This window comes from Streptomyces sp. NPDC048637, from assembly GCF_040650675.1.
Taxonomy (GTDB): domain Bacteria; phylum Actinomycetota; class Actinomycetes; order Streptomycetales; family Streptomycetaceae; genus Streptomyces.
In genome coordinates this window covers 1-21309 of sequence record NZ_JBEZHQ010000069.1, presented here as the reverse complement: position 1 = coordinate 21309, position 21309 = coordinate 1, and the positions used below count along the sequence as shown (strand labels likewise).

The window sequence follows — 21309 nt, the reverse complement described above, 5'->3', positions numbered from 1 at the left end:
TCCTGAGCAGTCAGCACCAACGCAGCCTTCGGCCGCCCCATCCGAGCCATGAACAGACTCTACTCATGAAACGAATTCCTGACTCAGAACACTAGTGCCCTGACCGCATAAGTCCGCCGGGTTGGGCTCGCGTGTGTCTGGGGCCTGCCGGAGCATCCGGTCCAAAGCCGCGAGCCCGTGTCTGGCAGGATCTCCCACATGCTTGAAGAAAAGCTCGACGCGCTTACCCAAGTGATGGCCGAGCACATGGCCAGGCCGTTCCCGTCCGGCTTCCGCGGCCTGGACGTCCAGGGCCAGGACATGGTGTTGCTCGACGCGGACATCTATGGCTATGCAGCCGTCGTTCGTGAAGACCCACTCAGTGAGCAGCACCGGGCTGGCTTGACGCGGCTGACGACGGTGTTCGCGAGGGTCCTCCCGGCGATCGACGACGAGTACGCGGCCGAGTACTACACGCACGTCCGCGACATGGCTGTGCTGGCCGCCGAAAATGCCAGCCTGCGCGACAAGTAGGACCTTCGCCCGGAAAGGCACTGCGGATGGGCATCCGATGGAGCGGACGCCTCCATGCCACCGCGGAATGACCCGCAACCCGGTGAACCAACGCGGTCAGAGCACTAGGCATCAAAGCGGACTCGTGAAATGGATGGCCCAACCCTCAGCTAGGCGACTCGCTACAACCAACGCCGTACGGCCGGATCAGAGATTGGTGTAGCGAGCGACAAAGGCCCGTTCAGCATCCGAGAGACGCCGCGGAGAGCCGGAGTCCAGGTTATACGCGACGATCTTGGTGGTGGCTTCGACGTAAAGTCGCTCGCCGTGCTGGATCGCATAGGCGAGTTCAAAGGTGGCGGCGGAAGCCTTCACGACCCGAACAAGCACATCGACGGCTTCAGGCCCGTAGAACAGTGGGGCGCGGTAGTCGATAGTGGTTCGGCTCACGACGAAGGCGTTCTGGCGGCGATCCTCCTCACTCGTTGCGATGACTTCCTGGAACATACGTGTGCGGGCTTCCTCCATGTAGCTGAGGAATTGCGCGTTGTTGATGTGACCGTAGGCATCAGCGTCGCTCCAGCGCAGCGGGCAGGAATAGGTGTACTGGTGCACGGAGTTGGATCTTCCTTCAGGTATCGGAATAGGCGAGCTGGTCATAGCGTGTCAGGGCAGGCGGCTCGATGCAGGCCGGCATTCCTTTGCCGGTACATCACGATACGAGTTCGGCCTGGACTTCCCGGGCTACGCCTCGGGGAGAATGCGGGGCTGGCTTGCGCCCGGTCAGGTCTCGCTGTATTTCACGCAAGAGGCTTTGCTGCTGGTCGAGTTCGCTGAGGAGCTGTTGGACTCGGTCCGCGGCAGCCGCGGGGGCGGCCGGCAAGGCAATCCGTGTGAGCCTCTTCAGCTCGGCTCGCACGTCACCATGAATGGCGGCGGGCGGGACGCGGGCGATCAGCGTGGAGGGCGACACTTGCGAGACGCCCCATTCGCCGGGCGCTTCTTCAACTGCCCAGACCACATTGCGAGTAGATGGCGATACAGTCAGCTGGGAGGCTGGCCCCACGAGGCGGCTGAGCGCAGGCAGGGGAATTCCGTCCTTGCCGGCCTTGGCTGCGGCCTTCTCTGCACTGTCGACCACCAGACGCGCGGTATGCAGGTCCATATCGCGGAGGCGATCTGCTTCCGCGATGCGCGCCTTGGCGCGGCTGCGTTCATGAACTGTGTTGTGCGTTTCCTCTGCCCATGCGTTGCGCGGGCCGCCCAGTGCATCCCGTTGGGCGTCCGGTTCCGCCTCCACCCAGGTCATCACGACGAACCTGCAGTCGGGCATGATCGCCGGGTATGCCACGTGGCTGACGATCTCGATCGTTTTCCAGCCGAGGGTGGGGACGCTGGCGAGAAAGACGTGGCCGTCGCGGTGCTCGACGAGGTCGGCGTCGGCGTCCCAGATTTTCTGGATCTCGGAGTTCTTCTTGACGTCCGTGATCAGTTCCTGAAGATCGGTATCGCTGCCGTGGGTGGTCAGCGCGAAGCGCAGCATCCGGACGAAGACGGCGGCGTGCTTGTGCCAGTCGTGGTACGTGGCACGTCCTTCCGGGGTGGTCAGCGCCCACCTGATGATGTTGGCGCGAGGTTCCATGACCCACGGCCACAGCTCGGCCATGGCCTTGTTGTAGGCGAGGATGTTCCAGTTGCGGTCGGACAGGTACGTCGGCGAGGGCATCTGGCGGTCGATGAGCAGTCTCAGGGCCGGCCCAAGCTCGGGCCGACCATCAGCTGTCGAGGCCCGCAGGTACGTGCCGACGTTGTAGAGCAGTAGGGCGTGGCGCTCGTCGGCGTCCAACTTCAGCAGGTCCGCTAGGGCATCGCACTGGGCCTGTGAGAACCGCGGGGTCGCGCCGCGTTCGATCGTGCGGTACGTGCGCTCACCGATTCCCAGGGCACGCGCCAGGACGATCTGGTTGACGCCGGCGGCCTTCCGCCACCGCTTCAACATCCCGCCGAAGCCCATGTACTGCCCGGCTACTCCGATCTTCGCAGCCGCGTCACTGTCGGCCTGCCGCATCGCGGCCATCAGCCTCTCCCTGTCATTGCGTTGGCGTGACAGGAGACACTCGCTTTTGGGCATACAAAAAGAGGGACAGCGAAATCACCGGCCCCTGCCCTTAACGTCTCCCCGCTAAGACCATACGCGGTATTTGAACGATCTTGAACACGTGTGGCGGCAGCCACATACCCGCCAGAATGTGACTGCCGAGTATCAAGTCAAAGCCCCCGATGGTCTCGCCATGGATCATCCGCGAACCGCCCCCCTCGCGCTCATTCCTGATCTGCGAGACCGGCGAAGGTTTGTTGAGTTTCACTGCCAGCCCGTCCTGGCCGGCCCAAACCAGCGACGCGACGACCCCTTTCGCGTCGGCAGCATGCCTCATCCCCCTTATTTCGCATGAAGGTTGGGCGCCAAAAGCCATCGCGGCGAATCACAAACTCGCGGTCTGCGCATCCAGCGGGCATTCGGCCTTCTCTGACCATTCAGCAGGGAACTCACCATCAGGCACAGGAGATCGAATGGATATCGTTGCCTGACCACTCAGTCCGATTCGGATTCTCCACACCCCTGGCCGGCGAACTGCCGTCGCCTCCACGATGAGCAGGGCGTTCGCGCCCTGGGTATCACGGGGCGGCAGTTCGCCTCTCAGGGAGGAGGGTGTCCGCAGGTGCTGTCATCGGAGCAGCAGTGCGCACTCCTCCGCCAGGGCGAGCAGGAGACGGTCTGCGTAGGGCGGCGCGATGATCTGCACGCCGACTGGCAGCCCGTCCTCTGTCGTGGCCGCGGGTATGACGAGGCTCGGTAGTCCGACGTGGCTGGTGAGGTTGGCCCATCCGGTCTGGTCGAAGAAGCTGCGCTTGTGGCCGTCGACCAGGAGTGTGCGGCTGCCCGCGGGGATCGCGGGAGTGGGCGCGGCCGGGGTGACGAGGATGTCGCACCCTTCGAAGAACTGCTGCCAGGTCTTTCGGAGCCGGGCGCGTTCCTCATTCGCGCGGAGCCAGGTGCGGTGGGTTTGGGTTCGGTGGCGGAGGAACGTCGCGCGGGGGCCGGTGTCGTCGCCGCGCAGTGCTCGTGCTGCGGTGAGTTCTTCGGCCGCGGTGTGGTCGTCGGCAGCGGCGGTCGCGGTGGCGTGCAGGAGCTGCTCGAACAGGCGGGTGGAGTCGCCGAAGTGCACGGGGCCCTCGGTGTGGCTGACCAAGGCGCCAGCCCTGGAGAGCGCCTCTTCGACGAGGGCCAGTACCTGGGTGGTCTTCTGGTCGACAGGGCAGCTCGGGTCTTCGGGCCAGATCGCTATGCGCAGTTGGTTGATGCGCTTGTTCGCCGTCGGCAGGTCTACGCGCCAGGGAGTCTCGGTCGGCGCTGGCGTGGTCAGCGCGGTGAGCATCAGGTCGAGGTCTCGGGGGTGGCGGGCCAGGGGGCCGGGGATGACCATGTCGCTGGTGGTCAGCCAGCCTGGTGGCCGGGGGATGTGGCCGTGGGCCGGGACGATTCCGTGAGTGGGCCGCAGGCCGTACACCCCGCAGTAGTGGGCCGGCAGTCGGAGTGAGCCGGCGAGGTCGCTTCCGAGGTCGGCGGGTGTGAGGTGGGCGGCGAGCGCTGCCGCGGGTCCGCCGGAAGAGCCGCCGACCGTGCGGGCCGGGTTGTGCGGGTTGAGGGTGGGGCCGAAGAGCGTGTTGTCGGTGTGGAGGTCCTGGCAGTACGCGGGGGCGTTGGTCTTCCCCATGATCACAGCGCCCTGGTGGCGGAGCCGTGCGACCGCGTCGGCGTCCCGTTGTGGGACGTGGTGCTGCAGGTCCTCTGAGCCGCTGGTGGTACGCAGGCCGGCTGTTTCGAAGCTGTCCTTGATCGTGAGGGGGAGGCCATCGAGGACTCCGGCATTCTCCCCGCGAGCGCGCCGTTCGTCAGCGGCCCGGGCGGCTTCCCGGGCGGCGTCGTCATCCCGGGTGACGACGGCGTTGACGGGGCTGGTGTCGATCCGGTTGAGGTGGAGGTCGAGCAGCTCGCGGCTGGAGATCTCGTGGCGGTCCAGGGCGCGGAGCTGGACGTGCGCGGGCTGGCGGGAGAGGTCGGTCGTCATGCGGAGGCTCGCTCACGGTGCGGGGCGCGGGCAGGTTCGGAGGGCAGGTGGCGGGCGACGGCGAGGAGGGCCTCGACGTCGTCCATCGGCCGGCTGGTCTGGCGGTCGGCGTCGGCAAAGTCGGTGAGCTGGTCGGGCTCTGGGTGGATGCCGTCGGCCCGGGCGGCGATGCCGGCCAGGATTTGGTCGGCCGTGACGGCGGCGTCCAGGTCCTGGCCGCGGAGTCCTCTCGCCCGGTGGTGGGCCTCGCTTTTTTCGCGGACTCCGCCATCGAGGTACTGGCGGATCGCGAAACGGCCGTCGCGGATCTCGACGAAACGCCGGTAGAGCTTGATCGCGATGCCGCGGAAGCGACGGCGCTGGGCGGGGTCGACGCCGTCGATCGGTAGAGCGATCTCGGGCGCTTCGCTGTAGAAGGCCAGCCACAGCGGTCGAAGGCCGTGGTAGCTGCGGTGCTGTTTGGTCCGGTACCGGACGCGCTGGGCTTGGTCGTTGAGCGTGGGTACCAACCAGCCGATGAGGGTGAGCATGGCGCCGACGTCACCGCATGTCCACGCAAAGCTCTCCCACTCGGCGAGGGAGGTGTTGAGGGCGCTGGCGATGACGTTGCCGATGCGGACAGCGCTGTATCCGAGGGTGATGGTGGCGCCGAGGGCGACGATGCGCAGGCCGACGCGGACGGAGCTATGGGTGCTGCGGCGGGCCAGGCGCCAGCAGGCGCGAGTGAGCAGCAGCTCTCCGAGCGTGTAGGCGGTGACGTACAGGGTGAGGTATGCGGCATATATGTCGTCGTGCGCGTAGTAGAGCGTGAAGTCGATCGGCCTAGACGGCAAGGCGTGACACGCAGAACGCGCAGACGGCCAGGGCCCGGTAAGACCCGCAAAGAGCGACGGCGCCTGAGGGTAGTAACTCTCAGACGCCGAACGCCAAAAATGGCACTCCCGCCCCGGCAAGGGCTGGAGATTCACCCATCACCGCACCGGCCCTTTCCACGGGGCACACCGGCGCGGACTCACTACACAGGAGAGTTTCGCATGTCTACCGCCATGCGCGAAAGGCTGAAGGCTCCGACCTGCGCTGCGCCCCGCCTCCCTCGCCCCGCCGCACTCCGCAGATGCCCCGACGGGCTGCAGCTCGATGACGGGGCCGCCCCTCAAGGAGCCTCGAAACCCGCGAACGGGTCTTGGACCAGAGCAGCAGTGAAGGCGTCACCTGATCGCCGACCACTGCACCGATGGCCACTTCGAGTGCGAACCGGACATCTCGCTCTCGCAGGTGCGCCTGATCAGCGAAACCGGCAAATGTTTGCCGATTTTGGCGACCACTCCCTGATACCGGTCTAGACCACCAATTCGATCGCCCATTCCGAGCCGCTGGCCTCTCTCATCCCCCTTAAGCCGCAAGGGTTTTGAGCGCCACGGGCTCCCCCTGGCGGACTCCCACAGGCTCTCGACCTATGCAGCTAAAACGGGCATACGGTCTGCTTTGACGGAGCTTCTGGGCATTGGCTTAAATCCATATGGCCAGCCAGTTCAACAACCGTGATTGCGCGAGAAAGAGGGGCACCGTGAAGATCGTCTCCGACTGCGTCGAGGTGATCATCCTGCTGCCCGCGTCCTGCCCCGCCGCCTCCACTTTCCAGGCGCAGGTGCCGCTGCCGGCCCGCACGAATTGTAGAGAGTCCTTTAGCAAGGTCTGGATCTTGCCACCGAGCCCGCATATGTTCGTCGTCCCTCGCCGGGCACCCCGCCCGGCAGCGGACGGCATGAGGAGCTATATGCAGAACGCGTGATGCAGCAGGGCGGCATAGCCCCGAAAACAGCGACGGCGCCCATGGAGCCGCTAACTCCTGGACGCCGACCGCCTGATGGCACTCCTGCCCCGGCAAGGGCAGTGATTACCCACCTTCACCGCACCGGCCCTTTCCACGGGGCACACCGGATGCGGGTTTCACTACGTAGGAGAGTCTTACATGCCTCCTGCCCTGCGCAAAAGGCCGGTTTCCCCGGCCAGCACGGCAGCCACCTTCGCTTGCCCGAACGGGCGCCGTGATACGGCGGTGCCCCGATGAGCCGAGACGCCCGCGAGTGGGTATGGGAGAGCAGCGTCAGCCGCGGGAACGCCCGGTTGGTCCTGCTGTCGCTGGCTGACCGGATACCCGACGACCAGTGTGTCGCCTGGGCATCCCTCACCTCGCTGATGCGACGGACGAACGCCAGCCGCAACGCCGTGCGCGCCGCCATCACCGCACTGTCCGATGCCGGCGAACTGAAGGTGCTCGAAGACTACGAGGGCCCACAGCACAGCACGGTCTACCGGCTGATGCACGCGGCTGCGTGGTTCGCCAAGGTCGCGGCCGTCAGGAACGACGACCCTGACGCCTACGTCGAGCCCCTGACGGACGCCGATCCGGTCCCCGAGGTGGAAGGCGAACGGCTGCGGAAGCACGGCATCTGGCCGAAGGCGGGGTCGGAATCCGCCCCCCGCCGTCAGGATCGAACCGGGTCGGAATCTGCACCCCCTCGCCGGAACCTGACCCCTCCCCGGGGCTATATCCGACCCCCCTCCGGGGCAGAACCTGACCCCCAGAACCGTAGTGAACCGAAGGTGAACCGTAAGTACAGCAGCAGTAGCGCTGCCGACTTCACCTCCGCCGCAAACTGGCAGGCCGACGACACGAGCCTGTCCTGGGCCCAGCAGCAGGGACATCTCACACGCCTCGGCGAGCACGGCCTGCAAGCAGCCGACGCGAAGTGGCGCCACCACCGCAGCACCTGGAGCCCGCGCTCGGCCGCGGCCTGGGCTGCCGACTGGCGGTCCTGGATCGCCCGCGAGCACAGCCCCACACCCCAGCGCCCGAACCTCTACGCCCTGCCCGGCGGCACACCCGCGCCGCAGGCCGGCATGACGCGCGCCGACGCCCACATGGCCGCCCTGCTCGCCGCAGTCGACGAACCGACTGGAACGGAGTAACTACCTTGAACCGACGCGAAGTTGCTGCCGTGATCACCTACGTCGGCCGCCTGGACCCGCGCACCATCCGCACCGACGCGGGCGAGGCCCGCGACCAGCTCAACACCTGGCACGAGCTGCTCGACGACGTCCCGATGACCACCGGTCAGGGTTGGGATGTGCGCGAGATCGTCCGCAAGCGCATCGTGAGTTCGCCGTACCCGATCCTGCCCGCCGACGTGGCCCGCGAATGGCACACACACCGCCGTGATCGCCTGGCCCGGCACACCGACCCGACCCCGATGGCCGACCCGGACAACCCGAAAGCCTGGAGGGCGGAGCTGCTGGCGGCACGCGATGCCGTGGCCGCCGGCCAGGCCGCGCCGTCAGCACACCGCGGGATCACCGCGGGGCGACACCGGCCGGGGCTCGAGGATCAGCTGACCGCCGTCGGCTCCTACATCCCGACCGCCGTACGTACCGAGCTGGCCCCCTACCGCCCGGCCCGCGCCGCCCGAGAAGCCGCCATCGCCGCCGGCGGCCCCGACATCCTCGGCGTGCCGTGCGAGTGGTGTCACGCCGCCAAGGGCGAGCCCTGCCGACGTCGGCGTATCACCCTCGACGGCACCGCCCGGGGCAACGCACCGCGCACCACTGCCCACCCCGGCCGCATCGAACGCGCCCTGGCCGCGCAGTCCCAGGCGTCCGCCGCCTGACCGCAGCCCCACCGCTCCACAGAAACGTTCCGCCTTGCGTACGGCCCGCGCCGTACCCCGATCTCGCCTCGCAGCTCGCCGCCACACCTCCGCCACCACCAGTGCCGAGCGATCCGCGCCCACCGAGGCGACTTCCGGAGACCGACATGCGCCACATCACCACCAACGACACCCCGACCCCGACCATCCGGGGCATCGCCGACCACAGCTGGCAGGCCCGCGGCCTGTGCCACAACATGCCGCCCAAGGACATAGACCGGCTGTTCTTCCACACAGCCCGCAACCGCTCGGCCATCGACGAAGCCAAGTTGATCTGCGCCCGGTGCCCGGTGAAGAAGGCGTGCTTCGACTACGCCCTCGACAACGAAATCCGCCAGGGCATGTGGGGCGGAGTCACCGAGGCCGAGCGCCGCCCCTGGCACGCCAGGGTCGACAAGCGCCTGGACTACAGCCGCGTCAAGGCCGCCTTCGAAGGCCGCGACATCCACCTCAGCGACGCCGAACGCGACGCCGTCACCCGCCACGCCTACGTCCTCGGCTGGAGCCCCGAGCGCCTCGCCTACGCACTGCGACTCAAACTCGAATGGTCCCAGGACCTGATGCGCAACGCCGCCCACGCCGTCGCCGACCGCGACCGCTACTGGGACCAGCTCGACGAGACCGAGCCGGCCGACGACGAGACCACCGAGGACGAGGACGTCGAGGACGAGGACGAGGACGCCGACTCACCGGTGCAGATTCCCCGCCACGTGCAGACCCACTCCCTGATCGCCGCTCTCCGAAAGGCCGCATGACACACCCCATCGCCATGTCACTCCCTTCCGGCATCGAACCGGTCTACGTGATCGCGGCCGTCGGGGTGCTCGCTCTGGTGCTGGCTGGATGGTCGATCCGGCGCAACCGGACCCGAGCGGGCGCCCCGCGGGCCGGCACCCCCGCGGTCTGGGTCGCGGCTCTCGCCGCCCTGAATTGCACGTTGTACTCCGCCGACACCAGCTGGCGGTTCGCCGCCGTCGTTCTCGACATGGCCGGCACGGTGGAGCGGGCCATGATGTTCAGTGCGGCCGAGCTGGCCCTGTTCGCGACCGCACTGATGGCCCGGCAGAACCTGAAGGCCCAGGGGGCGCCTGGTCTGCCAGGTGGCCTGGTCTGGGTGATCACCGGGGTGCAGGTTATCCCGGCGTATGCCATGTCGGGCGCGGTCGGCGGCACCGTGCGGGCCTTCGTCGGCCCGGTCATGGCGGCCGTGCTCTGGCACCTGGCCATGGGCATCGAGCTGCGGCTGCGCACACCGGATGCCGCCTCGCAAGGGCTGTTGTCCACGCTCGGACGCGAAGTGCGCGAGCGTCTCCTCTCGCGCCTGGGCGTAGCCGGCCGGAACCGTGATGCCGCTCAGATCGCCAAGGACCGCGCGACTCGACGGGCGGTGGCCCTCGCCGCACGACTGGCCGGGATGACGGCTGAGGAGCGCGAGAAAGACACCCGGATCACGCGTCGACTCCAGTCGGCCCTCACGCGATCCGGGGTCGGCACGAACCCGCAGCAGCGTCGAGCGCTTCTGGAGCAGCTTGCCTCCCGCCGGCACGCCGCGGCCCTGGCCACCGTCGATCTGCCGTCGCCCTGGATTCAGCCCGAACCGGATCAGGACGCCGATCGCGAGAACCGGTCCCCTCTGGCATGGAGTCGGCAGCTGAACGCCGTCCCCAACGACGCTCCCCAAGGCAACACGTGGATCGGGGACCGTCCTGATTCGGGGACGGGGACGGGGACCGCTGGGGACCGTCCTGATTCGGGGACAGGGACGGGGACGGGGACCGCTGGGGACCGTCCCCACACCGTCCCCAACGACAACGGGGACCGCGTCCAGGAATCCAGCTCGATGCGACTGAGCAAGGGCGAAGGGTCGATGGTCGGGGACCAGAACGGCGCTGCTGCCGAGGCCGGAGATGCTGACGACCGCGCAGGCGGCAGTGCCCCGGGTTCCCGCGAAACTGCTGCTCAGGGCAGTACAGCCCCGTCCCCGGCAACGGTCCCCAACGACGAAGTGGGCCGGGAACACCCGGACGCGGAAGCGGGGACGGAGGCCGACGGGGACCGTCCCGGCACCGTCCCCAACGACAACGAGGACCCCGAGCACGCCCGTACCGAAACGGGGACCGAACCCGTTGGGGACCGTCCCCACACCGTCCCCCTGCGGCGGAAGCAGAAGGCGAAAGCGCAGCGGTCCCGGCCGGGTGCCGGGAAGACCAAGCGCTCGCAGCGGAGGCCGCAGCTGAGCATCGAGGAGACGGTCAAGCTCGTCCGTCCCCACGTACCCGCACTGCTGGAGCGCGACGGGAACGCCTCGCTCACCCGTCCCCAGCTGCGGGAGATCCTTCGCACCCTGAACCTCGGGGGCGGCCGGAACGAGAGCCTGACGCCAGTTCTGCACCGGCTGCGCACCGAGGCAAACGTCACGACAAGGAGTACCCGATGAAGACCTGCCACCGCTTCACCAGCATCAAGTCCGGCTTCGAGCAGGACGTCCGCGTCCTGCGTGGTCATGCCAAGCGTCACCAGGGATCCGCGTCGGCGAAGACCAGCACGACGACCGCCGCTTCGTTGAAGCGGAACATGGCGCGGGCCTTGAACCGGCACCTTGAGCGCTGCCCCGAGTGCGGCTGACTTCGATAAGAAGCAGGTCAGGCGCCTGCTTCCGCCATTCCGTCCGGTGGCCCGGCCTCGGCCGGGCCACCGCCCCGCACTGTCCTGGAGGATCGCCATTTCTGCGCGCTATCGGCGCACGCACGCGCCGTCCACCGCCGAGGCCGGCGCCTGGGCCCAGGTGCTCGTGCACCACCAGCTCCTGCACGCAGCCGTGCTGGCCCCGAACGGCCAGTGGCTCGTCCAGCACCGCGTCGAAGCCCCCGTCCACGTCCTCGACGGCCCGACCGCCATGGTCGGCCTGGCCGCCGAAATTCAGCTCCGTATCCGCACCACGAGGAACCGCACCCGATGACGAACCCGACGGCACCCCCCGCTCACGCGCACGGTGAGCCGGAACGCAACTCGACCTCAGTGCGAGCAAGTTGGTGCGAGAGTATTACTCCCGTTGGGAGTAATACTCTCGCGTCCACCGCCCCGGGGGTGGCGGAGGCGGTCCAGCGCCAGGGGGCACCGGACCGAGGGGATGCGACCGAGGGCGGCCGGCATCCCCAGGAGGAGAAGACAACTCACCCGTGCCACAACCCGCACTGCACGCAGCACGCGAGCGCACCGTCGAGTCAGCCGCCTGCGCGCAACCGCACGCCGAAGACCAAGATCAGCAAACGCAAGCACCTGATCGCCAGCCGCTTCAACGACGACGAGAAGCAGTCCGTCCTCGACGCCGCCACCGCGTGCGCCATGACGCCGTCCGGCTTCCTCGCCCACGCCGCCCTCAGCGCCGCGCGCGACCTGACGCGCACGGCAGCCGAGATCGCCGGCGAACGCGAAATGCTCGCTGAGCTGTTCAGCCTCCGCCGCCACCTCGGGCAGGTCGGCAACAACCTCAACCAGGTTGCCAAGACATTCAATTCGGGCGGCGACGCGCCCCAGGTCGAAGCAGTCCTCTCCGCTGTGCACCGTGCTGCTCGGCGGGTGGACGACTTCACCCAGTACTACCTGGACAGCGAGCGTCCGGCTGCATGATCCCCCGAGTCCACGACATGGGCACTCGCACCATCGGCCTGCTGTATTACCTGTACGGGCCCGGCACGCACGAGGAGCACATCGACCCCCACCTCGTCGCGGCGTGGGACAGCCTGGCCCCCGATCCGGGCCGCGACCCAAAGGCGACGTACGGCGACCTGCAGCGCCTGCTCGACCAGCCCGTCATGGCCCTGCCCGCAAGCGCCAGGCCCACCGAGCACGTATGGCACCTCTCCGTTCGCGCTGCCCCCGAGGACCCGGTCCTCACCGACGAGCAGTGGGCCGACATCGCCCGCCGCATGGTGGCCGCCACCGGCATCGCCCCCGAGGGCGACGGTGCCGGCTGCCGCTGGGCGGCGGTCCGCCACGCCGACGACCACATCCACATCATCGCCACCGTCGTCCGCGAGGACGGCCGCCAGGCCCGCATCCGCCAGGACGGCAAACGCTCCCAGGAGGAAGCACGCAAGATCGAAGTCGACTACGGACTGCGTCGGTTGAACACGGGTGACGGCACCGCTGCCAAGCGCCCCACCAGCGCCGAACGCCACAAGGCCGAGCGCCAGGGAAAGGAGCGCACGCCGCGCGAGGAGCTGCGGGAAACCGTGCGCCGCGCCGCAGCCGGCGTCGCCAGCGAGCAGGAGTTCTTCGACCGCCTGGCCGCCGCCGGCCTGCTGATCCACCAACGCGTCGCGCCCTCCGGTGATCTGCTCGGCTACAAGGTCGCGCTGGCGGACGACCGCAACGAGGACCAGGAGCCGATCTACTATTCGGGCTCCACCCTCGCGCCGGACCTCTCCCTGCCTCGCATCCGCGAGCGGTTCTCCGCCAACGCCTCCGGCCACGACCGCGACACCGCAACGGACCGCTCCTCCGGCTCGGCGCGGGTCAGCCCCTCGACCGCGCGGCGGAAGGCGACGACGGCGGTCTGGCAGGCCGTGCTGGTCCTCGACCAGGACGACGACGGGCAGATCGCCGCGCAGCTCGCCGCGGCCGGTGAAATCCTCGACGCGCTCGCCAAGACCTCCGCGGCGCACACCCGCAGCGAACTGCGAGAAGCCGCCTGGGCGTTCGAGCGGGCCTCCCGCTCCCACGTTCGCGCCGAGCGGGGCCACGACCGTGCCCTGCGCCAGGCCGCCCGTGACCTCGTCCACGGCGGGCCGGCGCTCGGCCGCGGAGAGGACGGCGCCACCACCGCCATGCTGGTCGACATGGTGATCTTCCTGGTCACCGCCGCCGCCCACTGGCACGGGAAGAAGGAGCACGCCCAGCAGGCCGCTGCTGCCCTCCAGGCCGCCGGGCACCTGCGCGCCGCCTACCAGAGCGCCGCACCCATGCACCTGGCCGTCATGCACCAGCGTGGCCGGCGTCTGTCCCAGCCCTTGCAGCGCAAGCAGACCGCGTACCTGCGTCAGGCGGTGCCGGAGCTGGCCGAGCAGATCCTGACCGAGCAGGGGTGGTACGCCCTGGCCGCCACGCTCGCCGACGCCGAGAGCGCCGGCCACGATCCGGCCGCTCTCCTGGCCGAAGCTGCCGAGCGAAGGGAGTTGGACACCGCCGGCTCGATCAGCGACGTGCTGGTCTGGCGGCTGCGGCGCATGGCTGATCTGCCCGCCGACGCCTCCGCCATGCCCGAGCACATCTCCACTGCCACCGAGCCCACCGCCACCCGCGGTACCGCACAGCGCCCGACGAAGGACATCGACCGTTCCCGCAAGTCCCGATGAATTCAACATTCTTAGAGTTGCAGCAGGTCAGGGACTTACGGCACTCTCCTCGTGCCTGGCGAGACGACTGAGATGGAGACGGCATGTTCCGACGCACCCGTGACCGTGAGTTCCGTGAAGCCCAGCGCGCCGGCCAGGCGCTCCTGGCGAAGCACACCGAACTGCCGCTGCCCGACGAACCCGCCACGGCAACCGCCACGGTCCCGGCCGCGCCGGAGACCGCGGAGGTGCCCGACTTCCTGCCACCGGAGTTCCGGGCGCCGTCCCGTCAGGACGTCTCGGGGCTCATGATGCGCTGGGACCTGCCACTGGTCATCGACGGCGAAGTCCACGCATGCCACTGCGGTGCGTACCGGAATTGGATCGTCTTCAACATGCGCGACGACTCGGTGTGGCTGCGCTGCCCGGCCGGCCACGAGACGAAGGAGGAGCGCCTGAGCACCGCCTGGTACAACCGCAACTCTGGTCCGGTCGACCACTTCCACCCCACCCTCGAAGAGGGCCTGCGCCACCTCGGCCACTGACATCACGAAACCCCTTCCCCACCCCTGCGTTCGTCGGCACCCGGAGGGCCGGCCTGGTCAGACCGTCCGACTCGCATCACCTAGGGGTTTCGCATGCGCCTTTCCACCACGACCGCCCTCGGCCTGAGCATCCTCACCGTCCTCGCCCTGACGGGCTGCTCCACCAGCCCCCAGTCCTCCGACGCGCCGGCCGCATCCTCCGCCACCCCCGCGCACCGGAGCGGCAACGGGGCGAAGGCACCCGCGCCGCTGTCCTCAGCCAAGCTGAGCAAGCGGCTCCTGGACGCCGGCGACCTGGGCGAGGGCTACACCCGCAAGGCAGCGCCTGCCCTCCGGCACGACGACGTCAGCGTGATCGGCTGCCCGGCACTGGCCAAGCTCGGCGGCGCCACGGCCACCGGCAGCAGCCTCAGCTTCCCCCGCAAGGCGAAGGCATCCTTCACGTACGCAGGCAGCAGCAGCTCCGAGGTGAGCGAGGAGCTCTACAGCGACAGCGCCACGAAGCTGTCCACGGGAATCGGCGAGATCTTCGACGCGATGGTCTCCTGCTCCTCCTACCAGGTCGCCTCGGGCAACACCGTCATCGACATCGGCACCCGGAAGACGACTGCGCCGAACCTGGGCGACGAGCAGTGGAGCCAGCTGCTCACCTACTCCGCCGGCGGACAACGCAGCGTCGTCAAGCAGACGGCGATCCGCACCGGCAACGTCCTGCTGGTCGTCTCCGGCTCTCCCGCACTGGTCGACACCCACATCGCCAAGGCTCTCCACAAGGCACAGACGGCCCGGTGACGCCGCGCCGTGCCCCGCTGCCTTCTCCGGGCAACGGGGCACGGCTCTTGGTCAACGCAAATGGGCCCGGCACCTGACCTCATGGGGTCAGGTGCCGGGCCCTTTGCGTTGGCCGACCGCGCTACTGGGGTGGGGCGGAGCGGAAGGCAGCCGGGCACCGTTCCCGCATAAGGGCTCATGGCCCGAGGTGAATTCCCAGGTGTGTTCCCGGCGGCCATCCGCTCCGCCCCACTCACCTATTCACAACTGCCGGGGAAGGCCGTCTCTTCCCGGTAGGGCGTGGAGTTTTTCAAGCAGAAGTGCAGGCAGGACAGCAGGCGCCCGTACAGGTTCCGCAGAGCGGCGGCGTAGCGGTCTCCCTGCTCGCGGCGGCGGTCGTAGTGCGCGCGGCAGCCGGGTGACCGGGTCAGGGTGGCGAAGGCCCAGATGTGGCCGATCTCTTTGAGGTGGGAGTTCGCCATCCGGCGGTGGGTGACCGCCCGGCTCGAACTGCTCTCCCACGTCAGCGGAGCCGCTCCCGCGTAAGCGCGCAGGCCGCGAACGGTGAACCGGCCCGGGTCGTCGCCTATCTCCCCGAGCAGCCGGGCGCCGATGAGGGGGCCGCAGCCGGGGAACGAGGCATAGATCTCGGCATGCGGGTGCGCGTGGAACGCCGTCGTGGCGGCCTCGGTCAGCTGCTCGGCCGAAGCGCACGCCTGGTTCAGGAGACCGAGCGCAGCTTGGACCTGCTGGCCCATGGCCTCCTCGATGTGAGGCGGGTGACGCAGGTGATGGTGCTGAAAGACGTGCCGCAGGCGCTCAGCGTGGTCGTCGACGAGCCGGGTGCGGCCGGCGGCGGCGATCGTGTCGGCGATGTGCCGCTTCCTCAGCGCCCGCGCCTGGCCGGGGGTGGGCGCGAGTGCCAGCAGAGCACGGGCCTCGGCCCGCACGATGCCGTGCGGGAGGCCCTGCCACGCCTCCAGTGCCGCCGGGTAGAACTCGCGCAGCAGACTGCGTAGTTGATTGCGGTGGTATTGCCGGGTGTGCACCGCCTTGCGCTGAGCGCGGGCAAGGACAGCGACCGCCATCGCCTCCTGCGAGGTCCGAGGCATCGGCCGGTGCCAGGCCCCGTCGGTGCGCACAATGTTGGCCAACAGCGCCGCGTCGGTACGGTCGCTCTTCTTACGAGCCGGGCTGATCCGCCCTCGGTAGCGGGCCACGGCACCGGCGTGCAGGACAATGACCGGCTGGTCTTTGGCACGCAGGGCGGCAACGAGAAGGCCGTGGGGCGTTTCAATCGCCACCGGCACCTGCTTACGGCTGTGGGTATGGTTCGTGCGCAGGCCACGCAGAAGGGCGAGGATCTCCTTCACCCCTTCCGGTGTCGCCTCCACCCGGGTGTGCGCGACCATTTCCCCGCTCTCGTCGATCACCGCCACGTCGTTCAGCGATTCCGACCAGTCGATACCGCACCAGAACTTCGGCACGTGGAGTGAATCCCCTTCCTCATGGTTTCTGGGCAGCCAAATTCAAGGGACTACGCGCCCGTAATGCGCTGGTGAGGTACGGCTACTTCGCCGCTGTCAGGGCGCTGGATGGCAACGAGGCGATCGCGGCGCAGGCGGACGTCAGTGACACGGCCGTCGCCGAAGAGGTAGACAACGATGTCGGTGTAGCTGTCGCGGGTGCGGTCCCTCACCGCGACGACGTGGTGCCTCTGCGCACAGCCGGACAGGGTGTAGGCGTCGCCGGGGCGCAGGGAGGATGCGCGGTCGTCGTAGATGGTGAGCCGGCGCTCGCGCCAGGCGAGGGCCTCGGCGCGCATGTGCGGGAGCGTGTAGGTCTGGCGTACGACCTCAGCCTCTTCCCAGTGCCGTCGGCACGGCGCGCACTCGTTGGGGGCTCCCGGGTTGGGTCCGCCCAGCGGCCGATCGCAGTACGCGTTACCACTCACGGAGTTCCGGCGGTGACCGGTAACCAGGTTCTCACGCCCCTTGGGGGCCCAGAGCAGGTCGCTGTCGCCGTGGCAGGGCTCCCCGCCGGGAATGTCGAGGCCGTGCGCTCGTTGCCGGAAGCGGTCCACTGCGTCGCTGAGGCGGGCGCAGTTGGCGCAGCGGCGCCGAGCCGTGGAACGGCGGGCTTCGAGTGGCTTGCCGCAGTAGCCCAGCAGATGGCCCGGTATAGGCCGGTGGCCTGCGGCGCCCGGGCCGGTGCCGACGGCGGGCCGGGCGTCCGCCTCACCGCCGGGGTGCGGTGGCGTGGTGAGGATGAGCCAGGCCCGAGCGCAGCTCTGGCACAGGCTGTGCGCCGTGTTGTCGGCAATGGGCACGAGGTCGGGCGAGTGGGTGGCGCACACGGTGAACACGTCGGGGCCGATCGCGACGCCCCAGTGCGCGGTGCCGTTCGTACGGCCGATGGCGAGCCGGATCAACGGCAGGGACAAGGAACCTCCACAAGACGAAGGACGGGGTGGCAGGCCCGTGCGGCACGTAGGCCGTCGTGGTCTGCGTGGGAAGCGCAGTGGTCAGCTGCGGCGGACGACGGTGAGCCGGTCCTCCGCGCCCTGCGGCAGCGTGCGGCGCGGTACCGGACCGGGGGCAGCGAGCGAGGAGGCGAAGGCCGCGACCAATTCGTGCGGGACGCTCGCGCTGAAGCCGGCGCACCACAGGTACGGTGCTCCGAGCACGGGCTCCGCCCACGCCTGCCACCCCAGGAGGTCATCGCGCGGGTCGGCATCCTGGATGAGCGGCCCCAGCGTCTCCAAGGAGACGCTGGCGGAGAAGCCGGGGTCCGTGGCGGTGGTGCGCGGCCGGTCCAGATCGCGCAGCCAGCCCCGCGCGGTGAGCGCGGTGAGCACCGCCTCCGCTCCGTCGAACCCGGTGTCGGGGGCCTCGTGGGCGTCGAGCGCGAGCAGGAGGTCGGTGAGCGCCTCGTGGGGGACGCCTGCGGTGAAGTAGGCGTTCCACTCGGTCATGGCCGAGGCGGGGTGGGGGCGGGCCGACAGCTGCCAGGCCACTGGAAGTCCGCCCAGCTCGAATGGGTAGGCGGCGAGGATCCACTCGGCGCCGCGCAGCCCGTCCGCGCTCACATAGAGCAGGGTGTTGCGGGAGGTCGGCCACATGCGCCAGCCGAGCGCTGTGAGGGTGTCGCCGATCCGCTCGGCGAGGGCGTCGTCATCGCCGGCCAGGTGGCGCGGGGTGACCCAGAGCGTGGGGTCCGGCGAGTTGGGGTGGAAGGGATCGAGGGGGTGGTGCGGGTACAGGGGCGCCTCCGTCGGTTCGGGCTTGGACTACTCGCCTGCGTTCGGATCGGTAGCGCCGCGGCGTCGGCGCGGGGGTGCCTCGGGCGGTGCCTGCCAGGTCAGGGCGACCGCCACCGAGGGCGGCAGGGGGCCGAACTGCTCGGCCTCCGGGGACTCGGCGATGTAGACGATCGGCCGACCGTGCTCGTCCACGGCCTCCACCACGCCGCCCAAGCGGTGGGCCATCGGGAAGAAGGGGTTGATGGCCAAGCGGGCGCGAGTGTCACGGTCGGATGCGGACAGCGCGTCGATGATGTCGCCGACGGTCATCTCGTGCGGGTGCGATTCCACAGCGTTCTCCAAGCAGTAGCAGGCGAGGTCGCGAGAGCAGCGGCAGCGTGCGCATCGCGTGCGAGGGGAAGGGGGCAGTCAAAGGAGCTGAGAGGTGGCCAGGATCCGGGCCACGACACCAGCGATGATCTCCGACGGTGTCTCCGTACCGAAGGACATCCGATATCCGGGAACCTTCGCGGTGCCGGTGACGGCGATCACCCAGCCCTCACCCGTCACCCAGTCTTCGTCGGCGCCGCCGGGCCGACCGTTCGGGAAGTAGCCGAGATAGAACCGGCCGTCGCGCGAGCTGACGTGAACGTCGGCCCGGTCGTCCACGATGAGGGTGAAGTCGGCACCCGGAAACTGGTCGATGACCTCCATCGGCTGGCCGGCGCCGAGCTTCCACGAGCGCAGCCGCAGATCCTCGACCCTGGTGGCGAATCCGGGTTGCGCCGTATTCAACGCCACAGCATCACCTCTCTGACCTGGGGTTTTCTGGAAGGTCGTTTAGGTTGACATGCCGTGCCAGCGTCCACCAGTCCTTGGGCGATCTTTCCTGTCTGCCACCGGCGAACTTGGTCCGCCGTCATTCAGAGGTGACTGACAACGAACCCAACCATGCGGCTTCCTGCCAACGGGAGGCGAGGAGACGGTGCATTAGCCGGTCCAGGCCACGGCTCTCAGGCGTGGCGAGTGCTGCGGTCGGGCGTCAGTGTGGCTTGGGCTCTGGATGCTCGGGTGGGAAATGCGCGTCGAGAATGTCGACCCATGTTTCGAGTACGACGAATCCAGTGGTGCTTGCCTGCGCTTTGGCGAGTTGGAGAAGCGCGGCGACGAAGGGGGCCGCCTCGGCATCGCCATGGGGAAGCGCCTCAGCAGCAGCGCGAAGGCGTTCATATGCGGGCGGGAAGTTCCGCTTCGCCCACTTGTCCTGCTCCCTGACGCGGCGGGCCCCGTCCTCCCCGTTGATCATTTCGATGGCGTGGGTCACGCAGTCCTCAGCGTGGGAGATGACCCTCCTACCAAGGTAGACGCGACTGTGCGCCTCTTGTGGCGAGGCATGGCAGTTGTCGCACTCGACGAACTCGACGTCGGAGTCGGCCGGCTCGCCAGGATCAGACATGCACCGTTCCCTTCCTGCGCTGGGACGGCCCATCCAATGCGGGTGTGCCCAGCCCAGTCAACACTTCCGGGGCGCCTCCGGCCGACGTCTCTCCCCTGCTGGATCCCGCCGGGGGAGAACTAATCTCCGAATTCCACGTTCACCGTTCACGATGCCCCGCTTCGGGAAAGTTCCAGCGCCCGCGTCTGTGAGTCGTTCATGCTGACGGGCATGCACCCTCGTGACGAAGAGATATGGCGGGCGATCGACCAGGGCCGCCGTGCGATCGACTGGGAAGCGTGGTTCGGTTGCCCGGAGGGCGCCGACTATCTCTCCCCCGCGGGTCACGAGGTGACCGCACGCGCGGTGGCCGGCCTCACCGCTTTCTTCGACAGCCGCTGGCTACCCAAGGCCGTGGCCCCCTCGCCCGCCCCGGGCCGGGCGAGCGACGCCTTCGTCGGTCTGGGCCGGGCCGCCCCGGTGCTCCAGCAGATGAACAGAGCCGAGCGGGGAGCGTGGGTGGAGGCGGTGCGGTGGTGGGCCGCGTACGCGCATCTGGAGGAGGCCGGGGTGCCCGTCCTTGCCTCGGTTAAGCGGGATGCCCGCCACGACGTCACCCTGTCCCGGTTCCTGCACACCCAGACGCAGGCCCGGCTCGCGCTCATGGGGGTGGCTCGCGGACTCCCAGTCGAGCTGGAGCCGGCGAAGGCCAGCGGCGGCCCCGGCGACGTGCGTATCGGTCCGGTCTTCATCGAGGTCGTCACCTTCGCCGAGGACCAAAAGCTCCGGGACTACGAGAAGTTCCGTCAGAACTGCCGAGTCCACCTCCTCACCCTGGACAGGGACCGCACCGTCTACTGGGAAGGCGACTTCCCCGAACTCCTCAACGGCAACGACTTCGAGACGTGGAAGAAGCGGACCGAGGAGGCCGCCCAGCAGTGCACGGCCTCGGGGGCCGCGGTCGACGTCCTCAGCAGTGCCGGGAGGCGGCTGACCGTCCACCCCGGAACGGCTCCCCCGGGCACCACCCTGACCGGGGACACCGTCGAGAGCGACCAGGGCAAACGGCTCCTGGACAAGGTGCGGGGCAAGTGCGCCAAGACGGTAGGAGCGGGCACCGCGTGGATCTGGGTGGAGGACCACAGCGGCCTCTTCCACCTCCCGATGCCCTTTGCCGGGCTGTCGCTCGCCGACAAGACCGACGCTCTCGCAGACCTGTTCGGGCCACTCCTGGGGGAGTACGTCCACGTCGCCGGGATCATCGTCTCGAACGCGGCCCGCCGACGCCTGCCGCTCCCGCCGGACGAGGACGCGCTCCGCCCCGCCGCGCAAGGCTTCCAGCGGGGGCTGCCCCTCGACCGGGTCCACGAGACGATCGTGATCCCCCGAAGGATCCTTCTGCCTGAACAGACGAACCTGATTGCCAGAATGTGCGATGCCGAAGCAGCCGTACTCGACTGGGCCCTGGGGAAGCTCGGTATTCCCGGGGGTGTGACGTCGCTGCTGACGACTCGTCGACGCCGCACCGGGTTTCCCCGCTGTGGACGCCGTGACCCGGCCTAGATGAATGAGTCCGATGTTTGTGCTGGCCGCGACCATGGCGAAGGGCGCCCGTTGACTCGTGTGTGACTACCAGCCTGGACGCCCTTCTG

At 68.8% G+C, this 21309-nt stretch carries 23 protein-coding genes; 13 read left to right on the top strand and 10 right to left on the bottom strand.

The window, feature by feature from the left end; translation table 11 throughout:
• The first annotated feature begins 198 nt into the window (after positions 1–198).
• Complete coding sequence (locus AB0C46_RS39860) at positions 199–513, top strand: hypothetical protein (RefSeq protein ID WP_362834025.1); 315 nt, start codon at positions 199–201, stop codon at positions 511–513.
• A gap of 186 nt (positions 514–699) precedes the next feature.
• On the opposite strand, the gene AB0C46_RS39855 is transcribed toward AB0C46_RS39860, so the two are convergent.
• The 4 genes from AB0C46_RS39855 to AB0C46_RS39840 all read right to left on the bottom strand — a co-directional run bounded on the left by AB0C46_RS39855 (position 700) and on the right by AB0C46_RS39840 (position 5455).
• Complete coding sequence (locus tag AB0C46_RS39855) at positions 700–1107, bottom strand: thioesterase family protein (RefSeq protein WP_362834024.1); 408 nt, start codon at positions 1105–1107, stop codon at positions 700–702.
• Between the two features lie 97 nt (positions 1108–1204).
• Positions 1205–2569 carry a helix-turn-helix transcriptional regulator gene (locus AB0C46_RS39850; protein ID WP_362834023.1) on the bottom strand — a complete coding sequence of 455 codons (1365 nt, stop codon included), beginning with the start codon at positions 2567–2569 and terminating at the stop codon, positions 1205–1207.
• A 649-nt stretch (positions 2570–3218) separates the two neighbouring features.
• Positions 3219–4622 carry an amidase family protein gene (locus AB0C46_RS39845; RefSeq protein WP_362834022.1) on the bottom strand — a complete coding sequence of 468 codons (1404 nt, stop codon included), beginning with the start codon at positions 4620–4622 and terminating at the stop codon, positions 3219–3221.
• Entirely contained in the window at positions 4619–5455 is an 837-nt protein-coding gene (locus tag AB0C46_RS39840; protein WP_362834021.1) for an MAB_1171c family putative transporter, read from the bottom strand. Before AB0C46_RS39840 ends, AB0C46_RS39845 begins: the two co-directional genes overlap by 4 nt.
• 734 nt (positions 5456–6189) lie before the next feature.
• On the opposite strand from AB0C46_RS39840, the gene AB0C46_RS39835 reads away from it, so the two are divergent.
• The 11 genes from AB0C46_RS39835 (at position 6190) to AB0C46_RS39785 (ending at position 15002) form a co-directional block, all read left to right on the top strand.
• Positions 6190–6414 (top strand): hypothetical protein, encoded by a 225-nt coding sequence (locus AB0C46_RS39835; protein ID WP_362834020.1) that lies wholly within the window; start codon positions 6190–6192, stop codon positions 6412–6414.
• Between the two features lie 275 nt (positions 6415–6689).
• Positions 6690–7595, top strand: coding sequence for a helix-turn-helix domain-containing protein (locus tag AB0C46_RS39830; protein ID WP_362834019.1), 906 nt, complete (start codon positions 6690–6692; stop codon positions 7593–7595).
• Between the two features lie 5 nt (positions 7596–7600).
• The gene (locus tag AB0C46_RS39825; RefSeq protein ID WP_362834018.1) at positions 7601–8290 is read left to right on the top strand and encodes a hypothetical protein; all 690 of its coding nucleotides are present in this window, start codon (positions 7601–7603) and stop codon (positions 8288–8290) included.
• A 146-nt stretch (positions 8291–8436) separates the two neighbouring features.
• Entirely contained in the window at positions 8437–9084 is a 648-nt protein-coding gene (locus AB0C46_RS39820) for a WhiB family transcriptional regulator (RefSeq protein WP_362834017.1), read from the top strand.
• Positions 9085–9098: 14 nt separating this feature from the next.
• Positions 9099–10766 carry a hypothetical protein gene (locus AB0C46_RS39815; protein WP_362834016.1) on the top strand — a complete coding sequence of 556 codons (1668 nt, stop codon included), beginning with the start codon at positions 9099–9101 and terminating at the stop codon, positions 10764–10766.
• Positions 10763–10954, top strand: a complete 192-nt coding sequence (locus AB0C46_RS39810; protein ID WP_362834015.1) for a hypothetical protein — start codon at positions 10763–10765, stop codon at positions 10952–10954. The genes AB0C46_RS39815 and AB0C46_RS39810 overlap by 4 nt, the downstream gene beginning before the upstream one ends.
• A gap of 46 nt (positions 10955–11000) precedes the next feature.
• Positions 11001–11288 (top strand): hypothetical protein, encoded by a 288-nt coding sequence (locus tag AB0C46_RS39805; RefSeq protein ID WP_362834014.1) that lies wholly within the window; start codon positions 11001–11003, stop codon positions 11286–11288.
• 128 nt (positions 11289–11416) lie between these two features.
• On the top strand, positions 11417–11959 hold the full coding sequence (mobC, locus tag AB0C46_RS39800) for a plasmid mobilization relaxosome protein MobC (RefSeq protein WP_362834013.1): 543 nt from the start codon (positions 11417–11419) through the stop codon (positions 11957–11959).
• A complete protein-coding gene (locus AB0C46_RS39795; RefSeq protein WP_362834012.1) occupies positions 11956–13686 on the top strand; it encodes a relaxase/mobilization nuclease domain-containing protein in 1731 nt (576 codons plus the stop codon). The genes mobC and AB0C46_RS39795 overlap by 4 nt, the downstream gene beginning before the upstream one ends.
• A gap of 83 nt (positions 13687–13769) precedes the next feature.
• Positions 13770–14210, top strand: coding sequence for a hypothetical protein (locus tag AB0C46_RS39790; RefSeq protein WP_362834011.1), 441 nt, complete (start codon positions 13770–13772; stop codon positions 14208–14210).
• Positions 14211–14303: 93 nt separating this feature from the next.
• Positions 14304–15002 (top strand): hypothetical protein, encoded by a 699-nt coding sequence (locus tag AB0C46_RS39785; RefSeq protein WP_362834010.1) that lies wholly within the window; start codon positions 14304–14306, stop codon positions 15000–15002.
• Positions 15003–15238: 236 nt separating this feature from the next.
• On the opposite strand, the gene AB0C46_RS39780 is transcribed toward AB0C46_RS39785, so the two are convergent.
• The 6 genes from AB0C46_RS39780 to AB0C46_RS39755 form a co-directional block, all read right to left on the bottom strand.
• Complete coding sequence (locus AB0C46_RS39780; RefSeq protein WP_362834009.1) at positions 15239–16468, bottom strand: IS110 family transposase; 1230 nt, start codon at positions 16466–16468, stop codon at positions 15239–15241.
• 50 nt (positions 16469–16518) lie between these two features.
• Positions 16519–17424 (bottom strand): hypothetical protein, encoded by a 906-nt coding sequence (locus tag AB0C46_RS39775; RefSeq protein WP_362834008.1) that lies wholly within the window; start codon positions 17422–17424, stop codon positions 16519–16521.
• Between the two features lie 81 nt (positions 17425–17505).
• A complete protein-coding gene (locus tag AB0C46_RS39770; protein WP_362834027.1) occupies positions 17506–18243 on the bottom strand; it encodes a DUF317 domain-containing protein in 738 nt (245 codons plus the stop codon).
• 27 nt (positions 18244–18270) lie between these two features.
• The gene (locus AB0C46_RS39765) at positions 18271–18552 is read right to left on the bottom strand and encodes a hypothetical protein (RefSeq protein ID WP_362834026.1); all 282 of its coding nucleotides are present in this window, start codon (positions 18550–18552) and stop codon (positions 18271–18273) included.
• Between the two features lie 99 nt (positions 18553–18651).
• Entirely contained in the window at positions 18652–19023 is a 372-nt protein-coding gene (locus AB0C46_RS39760) for a DUF317 domain-containing protein (protein ID WP_362834007.1), read from the bottom strand.
• Between the two features lie 241 nt (positions 19024–19264).
• Positions 19265–19678 carry a hypothetical protein gene (locus tag AB0C46_RS39755; RefSeq protein WP_362834006.1) on the bottom strand — a complete coding sequence of 138 codons (414 nt, stop codon included), beginning with the start codon at positions 19676–19678 and terminating at the stop codon, positions 19265–19267.
• Positions 19679–19888: 210 nt separating this feature from the next.
• Here AB0C46_RS39755 and AB0C46_RS39750 point away from each other — a divergent pair, with 210 nt between their 5' ends.
• Entirely contained in the window at positions 19889–21220 is a 1332-nt protein-coding gene (locus AB0C46_RS39750; RefSeq protein ID WP_362834005.1) for a hypothetical protein, read from the top strand.
• Positions 21221–21309: the final 89 nt, after the last annotated feature.

What these genes read in the sequence shown, in the direction of transcription:
- AB0C46_RS39850 (WP_362834023.1), bottom strand. Translation starts at nt 2,569, where the DNA reads ATGGCCGCGATGCGGCAGGCCGACAGTGACGCGGCTGCGAAGATCGGA.
- AB0C46_RS39820 (WP_362834017.1), top strand. Translation starts at nt 8,437, where the DNA reads ATGCGCCACATCACCACCAACGACACCCCGACCCCGACCATCCGGGGC.
- AB0C46_RS39750 (WP_362834005.1), top strand. Translation starts at nt 19,889, where the DNA reads ATGCACCCTCGTGACGAAGAGATATGGCGGGCGATCGACCAGGGCCGC.
- AB0C46_RS39765 (WP_362834026.1), bottom strand. Translation starts at nt 18,552, where the DNA reads ATGACCGTCGGCGACATCATCGACGCGCTGTCCGCATCCGACCGTGAC.
- AB0C46_RS39810 (WP_362834015.1), top strand. Translation starts at nt 10,763, where the DNA reads ATGAAGACCTGCCACCGCTTCACCAGCATCAAGTCCGGCTTCGAGCAG.
- AB0C46_RS39790 (WP_362834011.1), top strand. Translation starts at nt 13,770, where the DNA reads ATGTTCCGACGCACCCGTGACCGTGAGTTCCGTGAAGCCCAGCGCGCC.
- AB0C46_RS39755 (WP_362834006.1), bottom strand. Translation starts at nt 19,678, where the DNA reads ATGTCTGATCCTGGCGAGCCGGCCGACTCCGACGTCGAGTTCGTCGAG.
- AB0C46_RS39860 (WP_362834025.1), top strand. Translation starts at nt 199, where the DNA reads ATGCTTGAAGAAAAGCTCGACGCGCTTACCCAAGTGATGGCCGAGCAC.
- AB0C46_RS39845 (WP_362834022.1), bottom strand. Translation starts at nt 4,622, where the DNA reads ATGACGACCGACCTCTCCCGCCAGCCCGCGCACGTCCAGCTCCGCGCC.
- AB0C46_RS39830 (WP_362834019.1), top strand. Translation starts at nt 6,690, where the DNA reads ATGAGCCGAGACGCCCGCGAGTGGGTATGGGAGAGCAGCGTCAGCCGC.
- AB0C46_RS39815 (WP_362834016.1), top strand. Translation starts at nt 9,099, where the DNA reads ATGTCACTCCCTTCCGGCATCGAACCGGTCTACGTGATCGCGGCCGTC.
- AB0C46_RS39785 (WP_362834010.1), top strand. Translation starts at nt 14,304, where the DNA reads ATGCGCCTTTCCACCACGACCGCCCTCGGCCTGAGCATCCTCACCGTC.
- AB0C46_RS39795 (WP_362834012.1), top strand. Translation starts at nt 11,956, where the DNA reads ATGATCCCCCGAGTCCACGACATGGGCACTCGCACCATCGGCCTGCTG.